The following is a 23,269-nucleotide window of genomic DNA, read 5'->3' on the forward strand; positions in this document are numbered from 1 at the left end:
GCATGCCTGAACGCCGTACCGTCGCACTCGTCACCCTTGGCTGCGCCCGTAACGAGGTGGACTCGGAGGAGCTCGCAGGCCGCTTGGAGGCGGACGGCTGGGACCTCGTGGAGGACGCCGCGCAAGCGGATGTCGCCGTCGTCAACACCTGTGGCTTCGTCGAAGCCGCCAAGAAGGACTCCGTCGACGCCCTCCTGGAGGCCAACGACCTCAAGGGCCACAGCAGAACCCAGGCCGTCGTGGCGGTGGGCTGCATGGCCGAGCGGTACGGCAAGGAGCTCGCCGAGGCCCTCCCCGAGGCCGACGGTGTGCTCGGCTTCGACGACTACGCGGACATCTCCGACCGTCTGCAGACCATCCTCAACGGCGGCATCCACGCCTCCCACACCCCGCGCGACCGGCGCAAGCTGCTGCCGATCAGCCCCGCCGAGCGCCAGGAGTCCGCGGCCGAGGTCGCCCTTCCCGGGCACGGCCCCGTGGACCTGCCGGACGGGCTGGCGCCCGCCTCCGGCCCCCGTGCGCCCCTGCGCCGCCGGCTGGACGGCTCCCCGGTCGCCTCGGTGAAGCTCGCCTCCGGCTGCGACCGGCGCTGCTCCTTCTGCGCCATCCCCTCCTTCCGCGGCTCCTTCATCTCCCGCCGCCCGAGCGACGTGCTGAACGAGACGCGCTGGCTGGCCGAGCAGGGCGTCAAGGAGATCATGCTGGTCTCCGAGAACAACACCTCCTACGGCAAGGACCTGGGCGACATCCGCCTGCTGGAGTCGCTGCTGCCGGAGCTGGCGGAGGTCGACGGCATCGAGCGCGTGCGCGTCAGCTACCTCCAGCCGGCCGAGATGCGCCCGGGGCTGATCGACGTCCTGACCTCGACGCCGAAGATCGCCCCCTACTTCGACCTGTCCTTCCAGCACTCCGCCCCGGATGTGCTGCGCGCCATGCGGCGCTTCGGCGACACGGACCGCTTCCTGGAGCTGCTCGACACCATCCGCGGCAAGGCCCCGCAGGCCGGCGTGCGCTCCAACTTCATCGTCGGCTTCCCCGGCGAGAGCGAGGCCGACCTCGCGGAGCTGGAGCGGTTCCTCAGCGGCGCGCGGCTGGACGCCATCGGCGTCTTCGGCTACTCCGACGAGGAGGGCACGGAGGCGGCGACGTACGAGAAGAAGCTGGACGAGGAGGTCGTCGCCGAGCGGCTGGCACGTGTCTCCCGGCTGGCCGAGGAACTCGTCTCGCAGCGCGCCGAGGAGCGCCTGGGCGAGAGCGTGCACGTGCTGGTGGAGTCCGTGGACGACGAGGGGGTGTACGGCCGCGGTGCGCACCAGGCGCCGGAGACGGACGGCCAGGTGCTGCTGACGAGCGGCGAAGGTCTGAGCGTCGGCCGTATCGTCGAGGCCAAGGTGGTCGGCACGGAAGGTGTCGACCTGGTGGCCGAGCCACTGGCGGGCTCCCTCGGGTGTAGTGAGGAGGCGGGCAGATGACCGGAGTACCGGCATCGGCGGCGAACGGCTCCTCGCAGGCGGGTTCCGCGAAGGCGGGCAGCACCGGGCCCGATGCGCCGGGTGGCGCGAAGCCCCCGCGGGGCGCGAAGCTGACCGCCGCGGCCGTCAACCAGGCCAGCGTCTGGAACGTCGCCAACCTGCTGACGATGCTCCGGCTGCTCCTCGTGCCCGGCTTCGTCGCGCTGATGCTGGCCGACGGCGGATACGACCCGGCCTGGCGCTCGCTGGCCTGGGCCGCCTTCGCCGTCGCCATGATCACCGACCTGTTCGACGGCCATCTGGCACGCGCCTACGACCTCGTCACCGACTTCGGGAAGATCGCCGACCCCATCGCCGACAAGGCGATCATGGGGGCGGCGCTGATCTGTCTGTCGGCACTGGGCGACCTGCCGTGGTGGGTGACGATCGTCATCCTCGGCCGGGAACTCGGCATCACGCTGCTGCGTTTTCTGGTCATCCGCTACGGCGTCATCCCGGCAAGCCGCGGCGGCAAGCTGAAGACCCTGACCCAGGGCGTGGCCGTCGGCATGTATGTGCTGGCACTGACGGGATGGCTGGCCACGCTGAGGTTCTGGGTGATGGCAGTGGCGGTCGTCCTGACCGTCGTGACCGGGCTGGACTATGTGAGACAGGCCATTGTGCTGCGCAGGCAGGGAATCGCCGAGCGCAAGGCCGCGCTGGAGGAGTCGGAAGCGTGAGTTCCCGGGCCGCCGACGTCGTACGACTACTGACAGTGAGGGGTGAGACCCTCGCGGTCGCCGAGTCCCTGACCGGTGGACTGGTCGCGGCGGAGGTCACTGCGGTCCCCGGCGCGTCCAAGGCCTTCCGCGGCTCGGTGACCGCCTACGCCACCGAGCTGAAGCACGAGCTGCTGGGCGTCGACGCCGCTCTGCTGGCGCGGCGAGGAGCGGTGGATCCGCAGGTAGCGGCTCAGATGGCGGCGGGCGTACGCAAGGCGCTCGGCGCCGACTGGGGCCTTGCGACCACTGGTGTGGCGGGCCCGGAACCGCAGGACGGCAAACCCGTCGGGACGGTCTTCGTGGCCGTGGACGGACCGTTCGAGGGCGATCCGGATTCTGCCGGTGGCGGAAAAGTGGAGGCCCTGCGGTTGAACGGCGACCGCGCGGAAATCCGTATGGAGAGTGTACGGAGCGTACTCGCACTGCTCTGGAAGGAGCTTACGGGCGAACGGTCCGGGAATGAGCCGGCACAGGATACGGAACAGAACGGGGGGTTTTGATGTTTGCAGCCCTGAGTGAACACGACATCGCTCCCCGCACGGCCGCAGCGCGAGGCGGTACGGTGGGGCGTGAAGGATGCGGTTACGCGGTCCGAGGAGGGAGCCACCGATGATTCTGCTCCGTCGCCTGCTGGGTGACGTGCTGCGTCGGCAGCGCCAGCGCCAGGGCCGTACTCTGCGCGAAGTCTCCTCGTCCGCCCGAGTCTCACTCGGCTATCTCTCCGAGGTGGAGCGGGGGCAGAAGGAGGCTTCCTCCGAGCTGCTCTCCGCCATCTGCGACGCGCTGGACGTACGGATGTCCGAGCTCATGCGGGAAGTGAGCGACGAGCTCGCCCTCGCGGAGCTGGCCCAGTCTGCTGCGGCCACCGAGTCTGTGCCCTCGCCGGTTCGTCCGATGCTGGGTTCCGTGTCGGTGACCGGCGTGCCACCGGAACGGGTGACCATCAAGGCGCCCGCCGAAGCGGTGGACGTGGTCGCCGCGTGACATCACGCGCGTGACTGCGTGAGCCGACCCGCACATGCAAGGCCCCGGCCGGGGCCTCTCCGGAAGAGCCGGAGAGGAGCGGTCGGGGTTTCCGCGTTCCCGGGGCAGGGCTGATGCAGTCCGGGTCCGTTTGCCGGTGCGGCCCGGGACGGTCATGGTGGAGGGTGCGTTGCGACCATGTGCCGTCGGTACACCCTCCCCGGGGGTGAAGGCCGCGCGGTCTGGCTTCGGGGCCGGAGGGGCTGGAGGTGGCGTCCATGGCACGGCCTGCAGTGCGCCGGGGGGCGGTTCTCGGGCTCGGGTTGCTGTGGTGGTGGGCGGTGCTGCGGCTGGTGTTCGCACCCGGTGCCGGGGTCCTGGAGGCGGCCGTCGCCGCCGGTGGCTGGGGGCTGAGTGTGCTGCCGGTGCACTGTGTGCCCAGGGCGCAGGCGTCCGGGGCCGTGGGGCCGGAGCGATGGCGGGTCGCCTTGCGGGCGGTGCGGACTACCACGGCATCGCCACTCCGCCGTTCGGGCGCAGAATCTGGCCCGTGGTGAAGGACGAGGCGTCCGAGGCCAGATAGAGCACGGTGTGGGCCACGTCCTCCGGTTCGCCGACCCGGCCCAGGGGCGCCATGCGCGCCATCTGCGCCTCGGTCCGCGCCTGTGCATCCGCTTCGTGGCGCTCGGTCATGGGCGTGCGGATCCAGCCCGGCGCGACGGCATTGACCCGGATCCCGTGCCGGCCGACCTCGTTCGCCAGGGTTTTGGTCAGTTGGACGACGGCCGCCTTGGCCACCCCGTAGCAGAGCAGGCCGGGGCGGCCGGTGTCCACGGCGCCCGAGGCCATGGTGATGATGCTGCCGGGCGCGTGCTGGTCGAGCATGCGCCGAGCTGCCTCCTGGCAGGCGTGGAGCACCCCCTTGAAGTTGACGCCGAGCACTCGGTCGAGGTCCTCGTCGCGGGTCTCCAGGACCGGGCTGCTGTGCATAATCCCGGCGATCGCCGCCATCACGTCCAGACGCTCGCAGGAGGCGACCGCTTGGGCGAGCTGTTCCCGGTCGGTGACGTCGAGCCGATGGATGCGGGCGGTCCCGCCCACGGCCTTGACGAGGGTCGCCGTCTCGTCGAGGCCCTTCTCGTCGCGGTCGGCGCAGTGGACCGTGGCGCCCGCCTCGGCGAGCAGCACGGCCGAGGCGCGGCCGATGCCGCCGGCGGCCCCGGTGACGAATGCGGTGCGTCCGGTGAGGTCGTACGCCTTGACTGGCATGCAAGGACGGTACGAGGGTTTCTGACGGGTCGTCAATTAGTGGTACGGCGTGGAGTTCCGCGATGCCGGGTGGTGCTCGGAGCCGGTCCGGTCTGGCAGTTCGGGCACCAGTACGTGGGGCGTTCGCGGGAGCCGTCGCCCTGTTCGGCCACGCGCACGGAGGTGCGGCAGCGCAGACAGGGGCGGGGTGCGCGGCCGTAGACGAACAGGTTCTGGCCGCTGCGGTTCGTGGTCCTGCGGACCGGGCGGTCGCGGTTGGCCTCCAGGAGCGCCTTGGCGAGCTCGGGCAGCTTCGCGGCGCGGTCGGCGGGCAGCGCGCCGATGGGGAGCCAGGGGGTGGCGCCGAGCAGGAAGCAGAGCTCGCTCTTGTAGACATTGCCGATCCCGGCGAGATTGCGCTGGTCCAGCAGGGCCTCGCCGAGGGAGCGGTCCGGGTCGGCGAGCAGGTTGGCGAGCGCCTGATCGGGGTCCCAGTCCGGGCCGAGCAGGTCGGGGCCGAGATGGCCGACGACGTTGTGTTCGTCGGTGGTGCGCACCAGCTCCAGGACGGGGAGGCGGTAGCCGACGGCCGTGCGGTCCGCGTTGCCCAGGATCGCGCGGATCTGGTGGGACGGGCCGCCGCTCCAGCGCTGACCCTGCGCGAACACCTTCCAGGAGCCGTCCATCCGCAGATGCGAGTGGAGGGTCAGGTTGCCCTCGATACGGGTCAGGAGGTGCTTGCCGCGGGGAGTGACGTCCAGGACGGCGCGACCCGTGAGGTCGGCCGTGGCGAACTTCGGCACCCGGAGGTCGCTGCGGGTCAGGACCTTGCCCGCGAGGGCGTCGTGCAATCGCCTCGCGGCCTGCCAGACCGTGTCTCCTTCGGGCATGGGTCAAGGGTGGCACGGGGCGGGCCCGAGGGGCGCACCGTGCGGCCTGCGCCGGCTCATGCCCGCAGCCGCAGGCCACGTGGGGTGGCGATGAAGCCGGCTCCTTCCAGGAGGGTGCCGATGGGGGACGTCAGGGCCGGGGCGCCGTTCACCCGCTCCACGGTGACCGTGCCCAGGGAGCCCGCTTTCGCGGCCGCCGCCAGGGCCTGGGCGGCGTCCTGCAGGCGGGGATCCTCGGTGACGGTGCCGTCCGGGTCGGCGGGCCAGGCGAGCAGGGTCTTGCCGCCGCGCTCCATGTAGAGCGTCAGCTCGCCGTCGACGAGGACGACCAGGGAGCCCGCTTTGCGGCCGGGCTTGTGGCCCGCGCCGGTCGGGGGCTCGGGCCAGGGGAGTGCCGCGCCGTACGCGTTCGCCGGATCCGCGGCGGCCAGCACGACGGCACGGGAGTCCGGGGACGAGCGGTTGCGGCGACCGGCGGGACCGCCTCCCGGGCCGCGCCCGAAACCCTGTGCGCCCCGGGGGCCTGCCGGGGGGTAGTCGCGCGGCGAGGTGTACTCGTGCGGTGCCGTACGGGGGTTCCAGGGGCCGAAGTCGTCGGCCGTGGATCTCTGGAACTCGTCGCCGGAGGAAGCGTCGCCGGGCGAGCCCAACGGCGCGTCGAACTCGGTGGTGAACGGTGCCTCGGTCCCATCGAAGGCCCGGCTGTCGGCGGGGTCGAAGCCGCCTGTTGCGAAAACGTCCGGTGCGAAGCCGTCCGGGGCGCCGTCGGGCGAGGACTGCGGCAGGGCCTCGCCGCGGTCGCGGGCGTTCGACACCGCGCGCAGCCGGTCCACCGCGCCGTCCATCGCGAACTGTGCCGCGCCGAGCCCCTCCACCACATAGCCGCGCCGTGCCTGGCCGCTCTCCTCGAAGACGGACAGGATGCGGTACGTCGCCGAGAAGCCGCCCTCGACGCCTTCGGCAGCGACGGCTCCCCGGGTGACCACGCCGTGCCGGTCGAGGAGGGTGCGGGCGAGGGCATGCGCGCGCACCGTGGGGTCCGCCTCGAGCGCCGGGAGCAGGGACCAGCGGCCGGCCACGGTCGGCGGTCCGCTGCGGGAGGCGGTGCGGGCCGCGGCGGTCAGGGAGCCGTAGCGCCCGCGGGGGACGTTGCGCTTGGCGCGGTGGGCCGTGGAACCCGCGGTGCGGCCGGAGCCGAGCAGGGAGCGCATGGGGCTCAGCGTGTCGTTGGTGAGACGGCCGGACCAGGCCAGGTCCCAGACGGCGTCGGCCAGTTGGGGGTCGGTGGCCTCGGGGTGGGTGGTCGCGCGGACCTGCTCGGCGATCTGGCGGAAGAACAGGCCGTACCCCCCGGAGAGGGCGTCCAGGACGGACTGGTGCAGCGCCGTCAGCTCCAGCGGGTGGGGCGGGGGCAGCAGCAGGGGTGCCGCGTCCGCGAGATACAGCGAGACCCAGCCGTCCTTGCCAGGGAGGGCGCCCGCACCGGCCCAGACGAGCTCTCCGGCGGAGGTGAGCTCGTCGAGCATCGCCGGTGTGTAGCCCGCGACGCGGGACGGCAGCACCAGCTTCTCCAGAGCCGATGCGGGCACGGACGCGCCCTGCAACTGCTCGACGGCGCGCACCAGTCCGTCGATGCCGCGCAGCCCGTGGCCCTTGCCGATGTGCTGCCACTGCGGGAGGAACTGGGCGAGCGCGGCCGGAGCGACCGGCTCCAGCTCGTGCCGCAGCGCGGCCAGGGAACGGCGGCGCAGCCGACGCAGCACGGCCGCGTCGCACCACTCCTGGCCGATGCCCGCCGGGTGGAACTCCCCCTGCACGACACGGCCGCCGGCGGCGAGGCGCTGCAGCGCGCCCTCCGTGACGGCCACGCCCAGGCCGAAGCGGGCTGCCGCGGTGGTGGACGTGAAGGGGCCGTGCGTACGTGCGTGGCGGGCGAGGAGGTCGCCCAGCGGGTCCTTCACCGGTTCCGTGAAGGCCTCCGGGACGCCGACGGGCAGGGCGGTGCCGAGGGCGTCGCGCAGGCGGCCGGCGTCCTCGGTCGCCGCCCAGTGGTCGGCGCCGGCGATCCGGACCTTGATCGCGCGGCGGGCATCGGCCAGCTCCTGCGCCCACTGCGGTTCGGCGCCGCGCTCGGCCAGCTCCGCGTCGGTGAGCGGCCCGAGCATCCGCAGCCGGTCGGCGACACCTTCGGCGTCCTTGATACGCCGGTCCTCGGTGAGCCACTGCAGCTCCTGCTCCAGCTCGGTGAGCACCTCGGCGTCCAGCAGCTCGCGCAGCTCCGCCTGGCCCAGCAGCTCGGCCAGCAGCCGCGAGTCCAGGGAGAGTGCGGCGGCGCGGCGCTCGGCGAGCGGGGAGTCGCCCTCGTAGAGGAACTGGGCGACATACCCGAACAGCAGGGAGCGGGCGAAGGGGGACGGCTCGGGGGTGGTGACCTCGACCAGGCGTACCTTGCGGGACTCCAGGTCGCCCATCAGCTCGACGAGCCCGGGGACGTCGAAGACGTCCTGGAGGCATTCGCGGACGGCCTCCAGGACGATCGGGAACGAACCGAACTCGCTGGCCACTTCCAGCAGTTGGGCCGCGCGCTGGCGCTGCTGCCACAGGGGGGTGCGCCTGCCGGGGTTGCGCCGGGGCAGCAGCAGCGCGCGGGCGGCGCATTCGCGGAAGCGGGCGGCGAACAGGGCCGAGCCGCCGACCTGGTCCGTGACGACCTGATTGACCTCGCCCTTGTCGAAGACGACGTCCGCCGCGCCCACGGGCGCCTGCTCGGAGTCGAACGCCGTGCCCGCCTTCATGGGCTCCTGGTCGAGCAGGTCCAGGCCCATGAGGTCGGCGTCCGGCAGGCGCAGCACGATGCCGTCGTCGGCGTGCATGACCTGGGCGTCCATGCCGTAGCGCTCGGAGAGCTTGGCGCCGAGGGCGAGTGCCCAGGGGGCGTGCACCTGGGCACCGAAGGGGGAGTGCACGACGACCCGCCAGTCGCCGAGCTCGTCGCGGAAGCGCTCCACGACGATCGTGCGGTCGTCGGGGATGTGGCCGCAGGCCTCGCGCTGCTCGTCCAGATACGCCAGGACGTTGTCCGCGGCCCAGGCGTCCAGGCCCGCCGCGAGCAGGCGCAGCCGGGCGTCCTCCTTGGGGAGCGAGCCGACCTCGCGCAGGAACTGGCCCAAGGCGCGGCCCAGTTCGAGGGGGCGGCCCAGCTGGTCGCCCTTCCAGAAGGGGAGCCGGCCCGGAACGCCCGGTGCGGGGGAGACCAGGACGCGGTCGCGCGTGATGTCCTCGATGCGCCAGGAGCTGGTGCCGAGCGTGAAGACGTCGCCCACGCGCGACTCGTAGACCATCTCCTCGTCCAGCTCGCCGACCCGGCCGCCGCCCTTCTTCGGGTCGGATCCGGCGAGGAAGACGCCGAAGAGCCCGCGGTCGGGGATGGTGCCCCCGGAGGTGACCGCGAGGCGCTGCGCTCCGGGGCGGCCCGTGACCGTACCGGCGACGCGGTCCCACACCACGCGCGGGCGCAGCTCGGCGAAGGCGTCGGAGGGATAGCGGCCCGCGAGCATGTCCAGGACCGCCGTGAACGCCGACTCCGGGAGCGAGGCGAAGGGGGCGGCGCGGCGGACCGTGGCCAGCAGGTCGTCGACCTGCCAGGTGTCCAGCGCCGTCATCGCCACGAGTTGCTGGGCCAGCACGTCCAGGGGGTTCGTGGGAATCCTCAGCGACTCGATGGAGCCGGTGCGCATGCGCTCGGTGACCACCGCGGCCTGGACCAGGTCGCCGCGGTACTTGGGGAAGACCACCCCGGTGGAGACGGCGCCCACCTGGTGTCCGGCACGGCCCACGCGCTGCAGGCCGGAGGCGACGGACGGCGGGGACTCCACCTGGACGACGAGGTCCACCGCACCCATGTCGATGCCCAGCTCCAGGCTGGAGGTGGCGACCACGGCGGGCAGCCGGCCCGCCTTGAGGTCCTCCTCGACGAGCGCCCGCTGCTCCTTGGAGACCGAGCCGTGGTGGGCGCGCGCGATGACGGGCGGGGCGCCCTGGGCCGCGCCCGAACCGCCCATGAGCTCGGCAGGGGAGTGGTGCTCCTCCAGGGGCTCGCCGGTGGCCCGCTCGTAGGCGATCTCGTTGAGCCGGTTGCACAGGCGCTCCGCCAGGCGCCGGGAGTTGGCGAACACAATGGTGGAGCGGTGCGCCTGGACCAGGTCGGTGATCCGCTCCTCGACGTGCGGCCAGATGGACGGGCGCTCCGTGCCCTCGGAACCGTCGGCGACCGGGGAGCCGCCCAGCTCGCCCAGGTCCTCGACCGGGACGACCACCGAGAGGTCGAACTCCTTGCCCGACGTCGGCTGGACGATCTCCACCTTGCGGCGCGGCGAGAGATACCGCGCCACCTCGTCGACCGGGCGGACCGTCGCGGAGAGGCCGATGCGGCGGGCGGGCTTCGGCAGCAATTCGTCCAGGCGCTCCAGGGAGAGCGTCAGATGGGCGCCGCGCTTGGTGCCCGCCACCGCGTGCACCTCGTCCAGGATCACCGTCTCGATGCCGGTCAGCGCGTCCCGCGTGGCCGACGTCAGCATCAGGAACAGGGACTCCGGGGTGGTGATCAGGATGTCCGGGGGCCGGGTGGACAGGGCGCGGCGCTCGGCGGGCGGGGTGTCGCCGGAGCGGATGCCCACCTTCACCTCGGGCTCGGGCCGGCCCAGGCGCACGGACTCCTGGCGGATGCCGGTCAGCGGGCTGCGGAGGTTGCGCTCGACGTCGACCGCGAGGGCCTTCAGCGGGGACACGTACAGGACGCGGCAGCGCTTCTTCGGATCCGCCGGCGGGGGCGTGGAGGCCAGCTGGTCCAGCGCCGCGAGGAACGCGGCCAGGGTCTTGCCCGAGCCGGTGGGGGCGACCACCAGCACGTCCGACCCCGCCCCGATGGCCTGCCACGCGCCCGCCTGGGCCGCGGTGGGCGCGGAGAAGGCCCCCGTGAACCAGCCGCGGGTCGCGGGGGAGAAGCCGTCGAGGGCCCGGTGTGCGGAGCTGACCATGCGTCCATCCTGCACCCGTCCACTGACAATGCGGCTGAGCTGCGGTGATGCCGCGCCGGAGAGCGCTCGGCGGTGCCGCACCGGACGCGTTCCGGCGCATCCGTCCCCTGGCGCGGTCTGGCGGAGAATGGGGGCATGGCAGGTTCGAGGAAGGAGGCGGCGCGGCACTGGCAGTACGCCGAGCTGCCCGGGGTCGATCTCCTGCGCGCCCGGTACATCCGCAAGACGTTCGTCCGGCACACCCACGAGAACTTCGTGATCGCCGCCATCGCGGACGGCGTCGAGGTCTTCCACCACCGCGGCGCCGACCAGTACGCCGGCGCCGGGGCGCTCGCGCTCGTCAACCCGGACACCACGCACACCGGTCGGGCCGGAGTGCCCGAGGGCTGGCGGTACGGGGCCGTCTACCCCTCGCCCGAGGTCGTGGCCGAGATCGCGGCGGAGACCACCCTCATACGCGGGACGCCCGGGTTCGTCAGCCCGGTGCTCGACGATCCGTACGCCGTGCGGCTGGTGCATCAGGTGCTGCGCGCCACGGAGGACGGCAACGCCCTCGCCGCCGACACCCTGCTGCGCGTCGCCGTGACCAGGCTGCTCCGGCTGAACGGCGGGCCGCTTCCGCAGCGGGAGGTGCGCACGGCGGGGGCCCGGATCGCGGCACGCGCGCGTGCCGCGCTGGAGGAGCGGATGGCCGAGCCGCCGACCCTGGAGAGACTCGCGGCCGACCTCGGCACCAGCCCGTTCGCGCTGCTGCGGGCGTTCCGGGACGCCTACGGCATGCCGCCGCACACCTGGCTCACCGACGCCCGGGTGCGGGAGGCGCGGCGGCTGCTGGACGTCGGCGTCACGCCCGCGGAGGCGGCCGTCGCCGTGGGGTTCACCGATCAGCCGCACCTGAACCGGCACTTCACCCGGATCGTGGGCGTGCCCCCGGGCGCGTACCGGCGTGAGCGCAAGAACGTACAAGACGCGCGAGGCCGACTGCTCGTACCGTCCGACGCGTGGCAGAACAGACAGCTCCCGCAGACATACGGTCCGAGGACGGCGGAAAGACCGACGCCGCCGTCGTACGGGACGCCCTCGCAGTCGGCGTCGCCGTAGGACTGTCCGGCTTCGCCTTCGGGGTGACCTCCGCCGGGAGCGGGCTCACACTGCTGCAGACCTGCGCGCTCAGCCTCCTGGTGTTCACCGGTGCATCCCAGTTCGCCCTCGTGGGGGCGCTGGCGGCCGGGGGCAACCCGCTCACTGCGGCGGCGGGCGCCTTCTTCCTGGGGGTCCGCAACGCCTTCTACGGGCTGCGGCTGTCCCAACTGCTCGCCCTCCCGCGCGCGGTGCGGCCGTTCGCCGCCCAGTGGGTCATCGACGAGACGACCGCGGTCGCGCTGGCGCAGCCCACCCGGCGGGCCACACGCATCGGGTTCGCCGTCACCGGACTCAGCCTCTACATCCTGTGGAACCTCACCACGCTGCTCGGCCAACTGGGCGCCCGGGCCATCGGCGACACCGCCGCATGGGGCCTCGACGCGGCCGGACCCGCCGTCTTCCTCGCGCTGCTCGCGCCGATGCTCAAGACCACCACCGAGCGCGCCGTGGCCGGCCTCGCGGTCCTCCTGGGGCTCGGTCTGCTGCCCGTGCTGCCCGCCGGAGTACCCGTTCTTGCAGCCGCGCTCGCGGCACCCGCCGTCCTCTGCCTGGAGGGCCGCCGCAGCGGCACATCACGCGTCCACGCGCGCGTGGACGACACCCCGGACGCCCCGAACGACGCCCCCGAGGAAGCCCGTTGAACACCTGGATCGCCATCGGCGCGACCGCCGTCGGTTGCTACGCCGTCAAGCTCGCCGGACTGCTGGTGCCCGCGGGCGCCCTGGAGAGGCCGCTCGTCAGGCGTCTGGCAGCGCTGCTCCCGGTGGCCCTCCTGGCCGCCCTCACGGCCCAGCAAACCTTCGCCGACGGGCACGCTCTGGTGCTCGACGCGAGGGTCGCGGGACTCGGCGCGGCCGCCGTCACGCTGGTCCTGCGCGCCCCGTTCCTGCTCGTCGTGGCGGCGGCCGTGCTGGTGACCGCCGGGGTGCGGGCCATGGGCGGCTGACGGGCACCCGGTAGTGGCCACCCTGGTAGTGGCCATTGCGATAGGTCATCCCGGCTGTGGCCATCGCGGTAGTGGCCGTTGCGACGGGCAGGCACGGCAGTCGCGATCCCGGCTGTAGCCATCGCGGCGGTGGCCGTTGCGACAGGCCGGCACGGCAGCCGCCATCCCGGCTGTGGCCGTCCCGGCAGCGGCCATCCCGGCAGGCCGGCACGGCAGCCGCCACCCTGGCAGTCGCCATCGCGGCAGTGGCCATCCCGACAGGCGGCCAGCACGGCAGTCGCCATCCCGACAGGCGGCCAGCACGGCAGTCGCCATCCCGGCAGTAGTCACCCGGGCAGTGGCCCCCCCGGCATAGGCCCCCCGGCAATGACCCGGCGCATCCGGCCCCGGCCCCCCGGTCAGCCGATGGGCCGGCCGTGTGCCCTGAGCGTGCTCAGCGCCTCGATGGTCACCATGGGGCGGGCCTCCAGGGCGGCGCCCGGTGTCCACGTGTGCTCGGGATACCACCCACGCGTCGTGGCGTGCGGCAGGAGCGGCCAGCCGCCATCGTCCTGCTGCGTATCCGCGAGGTGGTCGAGCGAGCGGGCCATCTCGGCATCCGTGAACCACGCGCGCGCGAGGGAACTCGGCGTCTTCGCGTAGTCGTGCGGGAAATGGTGCTCACCGGGCGGGTAGCCGGGCGCGATCGGCCACATGTCGAGCCGGTCGGGTTCCAGCGCCGCGAGCCGCTGCTCGCGCACCAGGCGGCCGAGGCGGTCGGCGGCCGCCTCCGCGCGCGGGCGGTCGGGAACGGCGTCCAGGAAGGCCACGGCGGCCTGGATCTCGTAGGGATGGGACTTCTCCAGCGACTCGATCGCCTGCCAGCAGAAGTCCGTGGCCCTGAACAGCCAGGCGTGCCATACCTCGTTGCGGTGCAACAGGCCCACCACCGGCCCTGTGGCGAGGAGTTCACTGGGCGGATCGGCCACGGCCTGGAAGAACGGGGCCGTCGGACAGCCGCGTGGGCCGGGAAGGATCGCCGGCAGTGCGCCGTCGGTCGTCGAGACGGCGGTCAGATAGCGGCACACGCGTTCCGCGCGCTGTCCGCCGCAGCGGCCGATGGCGTCCAGGACGCGCAGCGCGTGCCCAGTGTGCAGCGGCTGGCTGACCGGGCCGCGCAGATCCGGTTCCAGGGCGTGGCCGTACCCGCCGTCCTCGTTGCGGTAGGCGTCCAGCGCGCACTCCACGGGGTCCGCGCCCCCGTTCAGGAAGTGGTGTGCGAAGAGGCGCTGTTCCAGCACGCGCGCGGTGAGCCACACGAACTGCTCGGCACGCAAGAGCGGGGAGCGCGCCGGGGACGGGGCAGGCAGTGGGGAAGCTCCTGTTTCGGGCATGCGTCAGACCGTAGGGCGGAAAGCGGTCTCGCCAACGGGTACCTGCTCAGGCCCACCCCTGGAGCGGGATACTGGAGTCATGCGGTTGACGGTCTTCTGGCAGCGGATGGCGGATCACTTCGGTCCGGGATACGCCGACACCTTCGCGCGCGACCACGTGATGGCGGAGCTCGGCGGTCGTACGGTGCACGACGCACTGGACGCCGGCTGGGACGCCAAGGACGTGTGGCGTGTGGTCTGCACGGTGATGAACGTTCCGGGGGAGAAGCGCTGATCGTTCGCGAAGATCGCAGGGCGGGAGCGGATTGTCGGACCGGTGGGCGAGACTTGGTCCGTGGCATCCACTGACGAGACCGGGCAGACGTCCCGGCAGGCATCCCCCTTCGGCACCACGCCGCCCGGCCGGCCTCCGGCCGAAGGCGCCGCGGGACAGGGCGTCGGCATGCCGCGCTGGCTGCCGCGCGCGGTGCTGCTCGTGCTCGGTCTCTACGCCGTTTTCCAGCTGGGTACTTGGGCCTTCCACCAGCTCACCGGCCTGCTGATCAACATACTCATCGCGTTCTTCCTGGCCCTTGCCATCGAGCCCGCGGTGAGCTGGATGGCCACACGCGGTCTGCGCAGGGGCCTGGCCGCAGCCCTCGTGTTCCTCGCCGTGATGATCGTGTCCGCCGGGTTCATCACCTTGCTCGGCTCGATGCTGGCGGGCCAGATCATCAAGATCGTCGAGGACTTCCCGGACTATCTCGACTCCGTGATCAACTGGGTCAACACGAACTTCCACACCGATCTGAAGCGGGTGGACGTCCAGGAGGGTCTGCTGCGCTCCGACTGGCTGCGCAACTACGTGCAGCACAGCGCGACCGGTGTCCTGGACGTGTCCGCGCAGGTCCTCGGCGGTCTCTTCCAGCTGCTGACGATCGCGCTGTTCTCGTTCTACTTCGCCGCCGACGGTCCCCGGCTGCGGCGCGCGATCTGCTCCGTGCTGCCGCCCGCGCGCCAGGCCGAGGTGCTGCGCGCGTGGGAGATCGCCGTCAACAAGACCGGCGGCTACATCTACTCGCGCGGTCTGATGGCCCTCATCTCCGGCATAGCGCACTACATCCTGCTGCAGATCCTGGGCGTGCCGTACGCGCCCGTGCTCGGCGTCTGGGTCGGCCTGGTCTCGCAGTTCATCCCGACCATCGGCACCTATCTCGCGGGCGCGCTGCCCATGCTGATCGCGTTCACCGTCGATCCCTGGTACGCGCTGTGGGTGCTGATCTTCGTCGTGATCTACCAGCAGTTCGAGAACTACATGCTGCAGCCCAAGCTGACCTCGAAGACCGTCGACATCCACCCCGCCGTGGCGTTCGGCTCGGTCATCGCCGGCACCGCGCTCCTCGGCGCCGTCGGCGCGCTGATCGCCATCCCCGCGGTCGCCACGCTGCAGGCGTTCCTGGGGGCGTACGTGAAGCGGTACGCGGTCACGGACGACCCCCGGGTCCACGGCCACCGGCGAGGGGACCCGGGAGGGCCCGGCCTGCTCGCCCGCGCGCGGCAGTCGTGGGCACGGCGGCAGGGGGCGGCACAGGGCGACTCGGAGGACGACTCGGACGAGCCCGGGGAGGGCTCCTCGCCAGGTCAGTAGGTCAGGACGGCCCACACCCCGGCGCCGACGACGGCAGCCACGTAGCAACCGATCGCCGCCGTGACGATGCGGCGCCGCACCGGTTCGCTCCAGGAGGTGCGGGACAGCAGCCAGGCCAGCGCCGGCAGGACCAGGACCGCGTGCAGGCTGACCCCGTGGAGCGGCTTGAGAGGGGCCGTCGAGTGGTACGCCGCCTCCTGGTGGCCGGTACGGGTGAGCACGACCCCGCGCGCGATCATCGCGGCGCCCGAGGCGAGCCCGACGAGCAGGATCGCGAAGCCGGACCGGACGGCGAGGTCCATCCCCGCGGGGCCCGCGGGCCGTTGCCGGAACGAGGCCAGGGCGAACACGGTGAGCAGCACCACCAAAGCCCCGCCGCCCACCGCGAGCGTCATGGAGACCACGGTGTCGAACGGCGTCTCCATGTCGAGGTGAGAGGGCACCCGGCGCCAGGCCTGGAGCGTGATGCCGCCGACCTCCACGACGCAGTCGGCGGTGAACACGGCGAGCAGCAGGGAACGCAGCCGCGGGTCTACGCGCACGTACGACGTCACCCAGGTGACCGCGATCAGCGTCGCCCCGAAGGACAGCCCGAACGTGACGGGCTTGCGCCAGGAGACGGGTCCGTACCAGGGGCCGCCGTCGACGGCGAAGACCCCGAGGTGCACCAGGCCGGAGAGGATCAGGAGCAGGCCGACGCCGCAGGCGAGGCGCTCCACCGGACGTATCCCGGACCACCCCGCTCTCGCGCGCGGCGGGGTGGTCTCCAGGGTGTTCTTGTCGATCTCCATGCCCTCAGCCTCGCGACAACCTCTCCGTGCGTCGTCGTCCCGCCGAAGACACCCGCCGTACGCCACGGGAAGTAGCGAGGGCCCCAACTCGGCGCGGACACGGTCTCGGAGGTGCCGCGTGGTGCGCTTGACACGAAAATCGAACCTCCATTCTTATGGAGGTTCCGGTGAAGTCCTCGGCGGGTGTTTCGACATGGTTTCGACGGAGAAGTGCCCGAGTTATCCACAGGCCGGACGGGCGTCGGGGCGCATTGTCAGTGGCAGGCGTTAGCGTCTTTGACGTGAAGCGATCGACTCAAGCAAATCGGGTGGAACCCATGGCAGGAACCGACCGCGAGAAGGCCCTCGAAGCCGCTCTCGCACAGATTGAACGGCAATTCGGCAAGGGCGCGGTCATGCGCATGGGCGAGCGGCCGAACGAGCCCATCGAGGTCATCCCCACCGGGTCGACCGCGCTCGACGTGGCCCTCGGCGTGGGCGGCATCCCGCGCGGCCGAGTGGTGGAGGTGTACGGACCGGAGTCCTCCGGCAAGACGACCCTGACCCTGCACGCGGTGGCGAACGCGCAGCGGGCCGGCGGCCAGGTGGCCTTCGTGGACGCGGAGCACGCCCTCGACCCGGAGTACGCGCGAAAGCTCGGCGTCGACGTCGACAACCTGATCCTGTCCCAGCCCGACAACGGCGAGCAGGCTCTGGAGATCGTGGACATGCTGGTCCGCTCCGGCGCCCTGGACCTGATCGTCATCGACTCCGTCGCCGCGCTCGTCCCGCGCGCGGAGATCGAGGGCGAGATGGGCGACAGCCACGTCGGTCTGCAGGCCCGTCTGATGAGCCAGGCGCTGCGGAAGATCACCAGCGCGCTCAACCAGTCCAAGACCACCGCGATCTTCATCAACCAGCTCCGCGAGAAGATCGGCGTGATGTTCGGCTCCCCGGAGACCACGACCGGTGGCCGGGCGCTGAAGTTCTACGCCTCGGTGCGCATGGACATCCGCCGCATCGAGACCCTGAAGGACGGCACGGACGCGGTCGGCAACCGCACCCGCGTGAAGGTCGTCAAGAACAAGGTGGCCCCGCCCTTCAAGCAGGCCGAGTTCGACATCCTCTACGGCCAGGGCATCAGCCGCGAGGGCGGCCTGATCGACATGGGCGTGGAGCACGGCTTCGTCCGCAAGGCCGGCGCCTGGTACACGTACGAGGGCGACCAGCTCGGCCAGGGCAAGGAGAACGCGCGCAACTTCCTCAAGGACAACCCCGACCTGGCCAACGAGATCGAGAAGAAGATCAAGGAGAAGCTGGGCGTCGGCGTGCAGCCGGAGAAGCCGGCCGCGGAGCCGGGCGCCGACGCCGCCGTCTCCGCCGCCCCGGACGACGCCGCGAAGACGGTGCCGGCACCGGCGGCCAAGGGAGCCAAGGCCAAGGCTCCGGCTGCCAAGAGCTGACGCATGACACGGCGAACCGACTGGGCCGAGTACGCCTACCAGGACGCCGCGGGTGAGCGGAACGGCGGAAGCGACGGGGGATCCGCCGGGCCGGGCCGCGCTGTGTACGGCGCCGATGGGCCGTTCGGCGACGACGGCTCGTACAGCGGCGGGCCGGACGACGGAGCGAAACCGGACACCCCCGGGGCACCGGAGGGTCTCGGCTCGCCCCGTGGCCGCTCGCGGCGCGCCGGCAGGGCCCGTGACGGGGGTCCTGGCGACGGCGGTTCCCGCGGTCGCAGGCGGCGGCGTCGCGAGGAGTCGTCCGGTGAGGACGGGGGTTCCTCCTCGGCGAGGGCCGAGCGGGAGGAGTCCTCGGGGGACCCGGTCGAGCGGGCAAGGGCGATCTGTCTGCGCCTGCTCACCGGGACCCCGCGCACGCGCAAGCAACTCGCGGACGCCCTGCGCAAGCGGGAGATTCCCGAGGAGGCCGCGGAGGAGGTGCTGTCGCGGTTCGAGGAGGTCGGACTGATCAACGACGGCGCGTTCGCGGACGCCTGGGTGGAGTCCCGGCATCACGGCCGAGGGCTGGCCCGGCGCGCACTGGCCCAGGAACTGCGGACCAAGGGCGTCGACTCCACACTGATCGACGCGGCCGTCTCCCAGCTCGACTCCGAGCAGGAGGAGACGACCGCGCGCGAACTCGTCGACCGCAAGCTGCGCGCCACGCGCGGCCTCGACCGCGACAAGCGGCTGCGCCGCCTCGCGGGCATGCTCGCCCGCAAGGGCTACCCCGAGGGCATGGCCCTGCGGGTGGTGCGCCAGGCGCTGGAGGAAGAGGGCGAGGACACGGAGTTCCTGGGGGACGAGGGGTTCTGACGCGGGGCGGGGAGACAGACCTTCGCGTCCGCGGTGGCGGGTCGGCGAACCGCCTACGACGTCACCGGCAGCCCCGCCGCCCTCCACGCCTGGAAGCCACCGACCAGATCGGTGGCCCGGGCAAGCCCCAGCTGGTGCAGGGACGCCGCCGCGAGACTGGACGCGTACCCCTCGTTGCAGATCACCACGACCCGCACGTCGTGCCCCGTGGCCTCGGGCACGCGGTGGCTGCCCTGCGGATCGAGGCGCCACTCCAGCTCGTTGCGCTCGACGACGAGGGCACCGGGGATCAGACCGTCCCGCTCGCGCAGGGCGGCGTAGCGGATGTCCACCAGGAGCGCCTCGCCGCTCCGGGCAGCCTCGTACGCCTCCTCGGGCTCGATCCGCTCGTAGCCGACGCGGACCCGCTCCAGCAACTCGTCGATGCCGACCGGCTGTTCGTCCGTCCCGATCACTGCCTCGCTCACTGCCAGTCCTCCGGGCGTTCGACCTGTTCCAGGCGGAGCACCTGACCCACGCGACTGTAGCGGCGGATCTGCGGCAGGGGCGGGTAATAGGCGTGGACGGAGATCGCGTGCCGCTCGGTGGACTCGTTGAGCACCTCGTGCACGTGATGGCGGCCGAAGGCGCGGCCCCGGCCGGTCGGCAGCCGCCGCTCACGGTCGACGTCGTCGGTGAGTTCCAGGGTCTTCCAGCCGTCGGCGGGCAGCCGGGCGGCGAGCGAGTTCTCCTTGAGCTCACCGGCCGCGGTCGTGAACGCGCCGATGGACTCGGCGTGGTCGTGCCAGCCGGTGCCCGTGCCGGGCGGCCAGCCGATCAGCCAGGCCTCACTGCCGCCCGGCCCCTCCAGACGCACCCAGGTGCGGCCCTCGGGGTCGAGCGGGAGCGAGGCGATCAGCTCGGCGTCGGCGGCCGTACGCCGTACGAAGTCGAGAAGGTCCGCCTGCGTCGGCGTGTGAAGGGCGGACGTGGAGACAGCGGGGGAGACAGACATGGGACACCGTCCTGGAGAAAGTTCGCGTGGGGCGCACGGCAGCACAGACAGGCGCGCGCGGGAAAAAGAGATGCGAATTCAGCAGGACGGACGACACACGCAGCCCGCATAGCGGACGAGGTCCATATGGACCCTCCGCCACAGGCGCACATAGGTGTCGGTCATGGTCGGGAGTACACCACTGCAGATACGGCAAGGTCAACTCACCGTCACTATGTGGACCACAAAGTAACGGTGAGTACGGTCACTGGGCCGCGGAACCGGCCGTGGCCTCTGCGTCCGCCTCAGTCTCCGCAAGTGCCGGGCCGCCGAGCGTGGCCTCCGCGGCGGCGTACAGGTCCGCAGGGCGGACGCCGCCCAGTGCCGTGACCAGATGGCCGTCGGGCCGCACCAGCAGCACCGTATGGGCGGCCGCACCCGGGTAGCTCTCGGCGACCAGTAGCTCGGCGCGGTGCGGGAGCGCGGCCACCGCGGCCGCCAGCCGCGGCATGATCCCGGCGCTCACCCAGTGCTTGCGAGCCCACACGCCCGTGCCCGGCGCGATCAGCACCACCAGCAGCGCGCCACGCCCCAGCCGGTCCCGCAGCCGGACGAACGAACCGTCCTCCGCGGTGACCCGCACATCGGTGACCTGAGCACCGGGAGCCGTGCCCACCGGCACCTCCGCCTCCAGATGCCGGGGCGCGAGCGGCGAGACGTCGTACACCCCCGGCGCACCGAGCGCCCCGCGCCCCAGGTGACCGTCCGAGAGCAGAGCGTCGTGGCCGCGGGCCGAGCCGGGCACGTATGCCCGCAGCCCTCCGCCGCCGCGCAGCAGCGGCAGCACCTGGTCGGCGGCGCGCAGCCGGGCCGCGACGCTCCCGCGGCGCTCCGCCTGGTAGCTGTCGAGCAGCGCGTCGTGCGGCCCGTGGTGCCAGGCGAGCGCCAGCTTCCAGGCCAGGTTGTCGGCGTCCCTGAGCCCTTCGTCCAGCCCCTGCGTGCCCAGCGCGCCGAGCAGGTGCGCCGCGTCCCCGGCGAGGAAGACCCGGCCGACCCGCCACCGGCGGGCGAGGCGATGGTGGACGGTGTGGACTCCGGTGTCGAGCAGTTCGTACGGCGGTGTAACGCCGCCCGACCAGCCGGCGAGCGTCTCCCGGACGCGCGCCAGCAGCGCCTCGGGCGTGACCAGGTCCTTGCCCGGCGGCAGCAGCCAGTCCAGGCGCCACATGTCGTCCGGGAGGGGGCGGGCGGTCACCTCCCCGGCCGAGGGCCCGGACGTCCGCCACGGCGGCATCCGATGGAGCAACGCCTCGTCCGGCCACGGAAGTTCCGTGCGCAGCGTGGCCACGGCGTGTCGCTCCACCGCCGTACGTCCGGGGAAGCGGATGTCCAGGAGTTTGCGCACGGTGGAGCGGGGGCCGTCGCAGCCGACCAGATGGCTGCCGCGCCACCAGGTGCCCTGCGGGCCGCGGGTGTGGGCGGTGACCCCCGAGGTCTCCTGCTCGACGCTGTCGAGGCGGCTGTCCACGGCGATCTGGACGAGACGTTCGGCGGCCAGGGCCTCGCGCAGGGCACCCGTCAGGACGTGCTGGGCGATGTGCAGCGGGGCGGGTTCTCCGTCGCCGAACGTGACCTCGCGCATCACCTGCTTGCGCCGCACCGACCGCCATGCGGCCCACCGGGCCCCCTCTCGCGCGAGCGGCGCCCCGGTCAGCCGCTCCAGCAGAGCCGTGGTGTCCTCCCGCAGGACCACGGTGCGCGCCGGGCGTGAATCCTCCTTGCCGGGGCCCTCGTCCAGCACGATCGTGGGCACTTCCTGCCGTGCCAGTGCCAGGGCGAGCGTGAGCCCGACGGGCCCCGCTCCGACGATGATCACCGGGTCCACGGCGTGGCGCCCCCTGCCCGCGGCGATGTCCTCACGGACGTTGGTGAACAGGAAGTTGGAGCAGGGTGCACGATCACAGAACGTATGCAACCCATTGGCGAGGTTTGCGTCAAGCGACGAAGGCCGTGGCGATCAAGCCACTGCCTCCGTGCGCCGTTTATGCAACTTGACCGTGTGTCAGATCATCGGGGCGGCCGGGTGTCGGTGATCCCGGCCGGGCCGCCGCCCTCACCGCCGGTACCGAAGGCACCGCCCACGCCCGCGGGGTTGAGCTCCTTCATGTCCTCGGCGCCCAGGACCGCGCCCGTGCTCTTCTTGCTGCGCCTGAGCCTGGCTTCGAGCCAGCCGGCGAAGGTCGTCAGGGAGAAGTTGAGGGCGATGTAGATGACGGCCACCGCGGTGAAGCTGGCGATGGTGTTGCCGTAGTAGCCGATCATTGTGTTCGCCGACGAGAGCAGCTCCGGGAAGGTGAGGACCGCGCCGCCCAGGGCCGTGTCCTTCGCGATGACGACGAGCTGGCTGACGATGGCCGGGAGCATCGCGGTCACCGACTGGGGCAGCAGGATGAGCCGCATGACCTGGTTCTTGCGCAGGCCGATGGCCACCCCGGCCTCGGCCTGGCCCCTCGGCAGGGCCAGGATGCCGGCCCGGACGATCTCGGCGAGCACGGCCGCGTTGTAGAGCACGAGGCCGGTGACGACCGCGTACAGCGGGCGGTCGTCCGAGCTGATGTCGGTGTAGTTCGCGTACAGGGCCAGCCCGAAGATCATCAGGACCAGCACCGGGATGGCGCGGAAGAACTCCACCACGATCGCGGCCGGGACACGGATCCAGAGGTGGTCGGAGAGCCGGGCGATGCCCAGCACCGCACCGAGCGGCAGCGCGATGACCATGGCCAGCGCCGCGGCCTTCAGCGTGTTCTGCAGCCCCGGCCAGATGTAGGTGGACCAGGCCTCGCTGTGGAAGAAGGGCTTCCACAGCGTCCATTCGAGCTGGCCCTTGTCGTCCAGGCTGGTGTACACCCACCACAGCACCGCGGCGATGACGACGACGAAGACACCCGTGAAGAGCACGTTGCGCCGCTTGGCGCGCGGTCCCTGGGCGTCGTAGAGAACGGAGCTCATCGCTTCACCGCCAGCTTCTTGCCCACCCAGCCGAGGATCAGGCCGGTCGGCAGCGTCAGGATCACAAAGCCCAGGGCGAAGACCGCGGAGATCGGGATGAGCTGGGCCTCGTTCTCGACCATCTCCTTCATCAGGGTCGCCGCCTCGGCGACACCGATGGCGGCGGCCACGGTGGTGTTCTTGGTGAGCGCGATCAGCACGTTCGCCAGGGGGCCGATGGACGAACGGAACGCCTGCGGCAGGACGACCAGCCGCAGTACCTGGGAGAAGTTGAGGCCGATCGCCCGCGCCGCCTCCGCCTGCCCGACCGGCACGGTGTTGATGCCGGACCGAAGCGCCTCGCACACGAAAGCCGACGTGTAGGCGACCAGGCCGAGCACGGCGAGCCGGAAGTTGACCGTGTCGATGACCTGCGAGCCGAGGCCGATGCCCAGGGTGTTGTGCAGGCCCAGCGACGTGAACAGGATGATCACGGTCAGGGGGATGTTCCGCACGGTGTTCACGTAGAACGTCCCGAACCCGCGCATCAGTGGCACCGGGCCCACCCGCATGGCAGCCAGCAGAGTGCCCCAGACCAGGGAACCGACAGCGGCGAGCAGCGTCAGCTGCACTGTCGTCCAGAAGGCTCCCAGTACGTCGTAACCCTCAAGAAAGTCGAACACGATCTCCCGCGCTTCCGCGTGTAGGGATGCCGCGGTGCGCCGCCGCGAAGGACGGCGCACCCATCAGGCGCTGCT

General features: G+C 72.1%; 23 protein-coding genes. 12 read left to right on the top strand and 11 right to left on the bottom strand.

Annotated features, from left to right (window positions below; all coding sequences use genetic code 11):
• The first annotated feature begins 2 nt into the window (after window positions 1–2).
• The 5 genes from rimO to JYK17_RS40370 all read left to right on the top strand — a co-directional run bounded on the left by rimO (window position 3) and on the right by JYK17_RS40370 (window position 3,753).
• Window positions 3–1,472, top strand: coding sequence for a 30S ribosomal protein S12 methylthiotransferase RimO (rimO, locus tag JYK17_RS01590; protein WP_108007399.1), 1,470 nt, complete (start codon window positions 3–5; stop codon window positions 1,470–1,472).
• The gene (gene pgsA, locus JYK17_RS01595; RefSeq protein WP_108007397.1) at window positions 1,469–2,191 is read left to right on the top strand and encodes a CDP-diacylglycerol--glycerol-3-phosphate 3-phosphatidyltransferase; all 723 of its coding nucleotides are present in this window, start codon (window positions 1,469–1,471) and stop codon (window positions 2,189–2,191) included. The genes rimO and pgsA overlap by 4 nt, the downstream gene beginning before the upstream one ends.
• Window positions 2,188–2,733, top strand: coding sequence for a CinA family protein (locus JYK17_RS01600; RefSeq protein WP_108007395.1), 546 nt, complete (start codon window positions 2,188–2,190; stop codon window positions 2,731–2,733). Before pgsA ends, JYK17_RS01600 begins: the two co-directional genes overlap by 4 nt.
• A gap of 109 nt (window positions 2,734–2,842) precedes the next feature.
• Window positions 2,843–3,217: a helix-turn-helix domain-containing protein gene (locus JYK17_RS01605; protein WP_108007393.1), complete on the top strand. Its 375-nt coding sequence runs from the start codon at window positions 2,843–2,845 to the stop codon at window positions 3,215–3,217.
• A gap of 257 nt (window positions 3,218–3,474) precedes the next feature.
• Window positions 3,475–3,753: a hypothetical protein gene (locus JYK17_RS40370; RefSeq protein WP_108007391.1), complete on the top strand. Its 279-nt coding sequence runs from the start codon at window positions 3,475–3,477 to the stop codon at window positions 3,751–3,753.
• On the opposite strand, the gene JYK17_RS01610 is transcribed toward JYK17_RS40370, so the two are convergent.
• Genes JYK17_RS01610 through JYK17_RS01620 form a run of 3 tightly spaced genes read right to left on the bottom strand, consistent with a single transcriptional unit; the run spans window position 3,701 to window position 10,370 of the window.
• Complete coding sequence (locus JYK17_RS01610; RefSeq protein WP_108007389.1) at window positions 3,701–4,465, bottom strand: SDR family NAD(P)-dependent oxidoreductase; 765 nt, start codon at window positions 4,463–4,465, stop codon at window positions 3,701–3,703. The genes JYK17_RS40370 and JYK17_RS01610 overlap by 53 nt on opposite strands.
• Before the next feature lie 32 nt (window positions 4,466–4,497).
• The gene (locus JYK17_RS01615; protein WP_222809606.1) at window positions 4,498–5,334 is read right to left on the bottom strand and encodes an Fpg/Nei family DNA glycosylase; all 837 of its coding nucleotides are present in this window, start codon (window positions 5,332–5,334) and stop codon (window positions 4,498–4,500) included.
• 56 nt (window positions 5,335–5,390) lie between these two features.
• Entirely contained in the window at window positions 5,391–10,370 is a 4,980-nt protein-coding gene (locus JYK17_RS01620) for an ATP-dependent helicase (protein ID WP_222809607.1), read from the bottom strand.
• 135 nt (window positions 10,371–10,505) lie between these two features.
• On the opposite strand from JYK17_RS01620, the gene JYK17_RS01625 reads away from it, so the two are divergent.
• Genes JYK17_RS01625 through JYK17_RS01635 form a run of 3 tightly spaced genes read left to right on the top strand, consistent with a single transcriptional unit; the run spans window position 10,506 to window position 12,459 of the window.
• Window positions 10,506–11,471, top strand: coding sequence for an AraC family transcriptional regulator (locus tag JYK17_RS01625; RefSeq protein WP_108007383.1), 966 nt, complete (start codon window positions 10,506–10,508; stop codon window positions 11,469–11,471).
• The gene (locus JYK17_RS01630; RefSeq protein ID WP_108007381.1) at window positions 11,372–12,154 is read left to right on the top strand and encodes an AzlC family ABC transporter permease; all 783 of its coding nucleotides are present in this window, start codon (window positions 11,372–11,374) and stop codon (window positions 12,152–12,154) included. The genes JYK17_RS01625 and JYK17_RS01630 overlap by 100 nt, the downstream gene beginning before the upstream one ends.
• Entirely contained in the window at window positions 12,151–12,459 is a 309-nt protein-coding gene (locus JYK17_RS01635) for an AzlD domain-containing protein (RefSeq protein WP_222809608.1), read from the top strand. Before JYK17_RS01630 ends, JYK17_RS01635 begins: the two co-directional genes overlap by 4 nt.
• A 398-nt stretch (window positions 12,460–12,857) precedes the next feature.
• Here the strand turns inward: JYK17_RS01635 and JYK17_RS01640 are convergent, their stop codons facing one another.
• Window positions 12,858–13,832 carry a hypothetical protein gene (locus tag JYK17_RS01640; RefSeq protein ID WP_222809609.1) on the bottom strand — a complete coding sequence of 325 codons (975 nt, stop codon included), beginning with the start codon at window positions 13,830–13,832 and terminating at the stop codon, window positions 12,858–12,860.
• Window positions 13,833–13,911: 79 nt separating this feature from the next.
• On the opposite strand from JYK17_RS01640, the gene JYK17_RS01645 reads away from it, so the two are divergent.
• Together JYK17_RS01645 and JYK17_RS01650 are read left to right on the top strand one after the other, a co-directional pair.
• A complete protein-coding gene (locus JYK17_RS01645) occupies window positions 13,912–14,106 on the top strand; it encodes a DUF3046 domain-containing protein (RefSeq protein ID WP_108007375.1) in 195 nt (64 codons plus the stop codon).
• A 60-nt stretch (window positions 14,107–14,166) separates the two neighbouring features.
• The gene (locus JYK17_RS01650) at window positions 14,167–15,459 is read left to right on the top strand and encodes an AI-2E family transporter (RefSeq protein WP_108007372.1); all 1,293 of its coding nucleotides are present in this window, start codon (window positions 14,167–14,169) and stop codon (window positions 15,457–15,459) included.
• On the opposite strand, the gene JYK17_RS01655 is transcribed toward JYK17_RS01650, so the two are convergent.
• A complete protein-coding gene (locus JYK17_RS01655) occupies window positions 15,453–16,250 on the bottom strand; it encodes a hypothetical protein (protein ID WP_234548183.1) in 798 nt (265 codons plus the stop codon). The two genes, JYK17_RS01650 and JYK17_RS01655, sit on opposite strands and share 7 nt — an antisense overlap.
• A gap of 317 nt (window positions 16,251–16,567) precedes the next feature.
• Here JYK17_RS01655 and recA point away from each other — a divergent pair, with 317 nt between their 5' ends.
• Window positions 16,568–17,692, top strand: a complete 1,125-nt coding sequence (recA, locus tag JYK17_RS01660; protein WP_108007370.1) for a recombinase RecA — start codon at window positions 16,568–16,570, stop codon at window positions 17,690–17,692.
• Between the two features lie 3 nt (window positions 17,693–17,695).
• Window positions 17,696–18,550 carry a recombination regulator RecX gene (gene recX, locus JYK17_RS01665; RefSeq protein ID WP_108007369.1) on the top strand — a complete coding sequence of 285 codons (855 nt, stop codon included), beginning with the start codon at window positions 17,696–17,698 and terminating at the stop codon, window positions 18,548–18,550.
• 53 nt (window positions 18,551–18,603) lie between these two features.
• On the opposite strand, the gene JYK17_RS01670 is transcribed toward recX, so the two are convergent.
• The 6 genes from JYK17_RS01670 to JYK17_RS01690 form a co-directional block, all read right to left on the bottom strand.
• Window positions 18,604–19,017 (bottom strand): rhodanese-like domain-containing protein, encoded by a 414-nt coding sequence (locus tag JYK17_RS01670; protein WP_108007367.1) that lies wholly within the window; start codon window positions 19,015–19,017, stop codon window positions 18,604–18,606.
• Window positions 19,014–19,544, bottom strand: coding sequence for a cupin domain-containing protein (locus tag JYK17_RS01675; protein WP_108007365.1), 531 nt, complete (start codon window positions 19,542–19,544; stop codon window positions 19,014–19,016). The genes JYK17_RS01670 and JYK17_RS01675 overlap by 4 nt, the downstream gene beginning before the upstream one ends.
• 78 nt (window positions 19,545–19,622) lie before the next feature.
• Window positions 19,623–19,709: a putative leader peptide gene (locus JYK17_RS41120; protein ID WP_351482515.1), complete on the bottom strand. Its 87-nt coding sequence runs from the start codon at window positions 19,707–19,709 to the stop codon at window positions 19,623–19,625.
• Between the two features lie 79 nt (window positions 19,710–19,788).
• Window positions 19,789–21,408, bottom strand: a complete 1,620-nt coding sequence (locus tag JYK17_RS01680; RefSeq protein WP_108007363.1) for an FAD-dependent monooxygenase — start codon at window positions 21,406–21,408, stop codon at window positions 19,789–19,791.
• A gap of 182 nt (window positions 21,409–21,590) precedes the next feature.
• Entirely contained in the window at window positions 21,591–22,532 is a 942-nt protein-coding gene (locus JYK17_RS01685; protein WP_108007361.1) for an amino acid ABC transporter permease, read from the bottom strand.
• On the bottom strand, window positions 22,529–23,194 hold the full coding sequence (locus JYK17_RS01690) for an amino acid ABC transporter permease (RefSeq protein WP_108007359.1): 666 nt from the start codon (window positions 23,192–23,194) through the stop codon (window positions 22,529–22,531). Before JYK17_RS01690 ends, JYK17_RS01685 begins: the two co-directional genes overlap by 4 nt.
• Between the last annotated feature and the right edge of the window lie 75 nt (window positions 23,195–23,269).

The organism is Streptomyces plumbidurans (genome assembly GCF_019857225.1).
Classification (GTDB): Bacteria; Actinomycetota; Actinomycetes; order Streptomycetales; family Streptomycetaceae; genus Streptomyces; species Streptomyces plumbidurans.